The 483-nt window shown below is 46.2% G+C and carries 1 protein-coding gene; it reads left to right on the forward strand.

Annotated features, from left to right (window positions below):
- Nucleotides 1-119: 119 nt before the first annotated feature.
- A partial coding sequence (locus NM10_RS12805; protein ID WP_020311952.1) for an IS256 family transposase occupies nucleotides 120-483 on the forward strand: 364 nt, incomplete at its 3' end.

Here is a 483-nt window from a genome sequence, read left to right on the forward strand (position 1 = left end):
AAGGTTTTGCGATAAGGTAAAATATATTTCGCAAATTCAATTTCATAAAAAATAGACATAGTCTATTGCCGCTAGTACAATTAAGTTACCACACAAAATTCGTAAGGAGGCAATAGACCATGTCTGGTAATATTATACAACTTAATGAGGATCTTATAAAGAATAATTTAAAGGATCTTGTACGCAACAGTGTAGAGGAAACACTGAACGCCCTGCTCGACCACGAGGCGGATGAACTCGTCCGCGCTGGCAAGTATGAGCGAACGGGAGACCGTAAGGGCTACCGTTCCGGTCATTACGAGCAGAATTTTGGCACGACTTCCGGCGAAGTCAGATTACGCGTGCCGAAGCTCAAGGGCATCCAGTTTGAGACGGCCATCATCGAGCGCTATAAACGCCGTGAATGCTCTGTCGAGGAAGCCCTTATTGAGATGTACCTGGCCGGCGTATCCGTGCGCCGTGTCGAAGATATCACCGAACTGA

The organism is Megasphaera sp. NM10, assembly GCF_000417505.1.
GTDB lineage: Bacteria > Bacillota > Negativicutes > Veillonellales > Megasphaeraceae > Megasphaera > Megasphaera intestinihominis.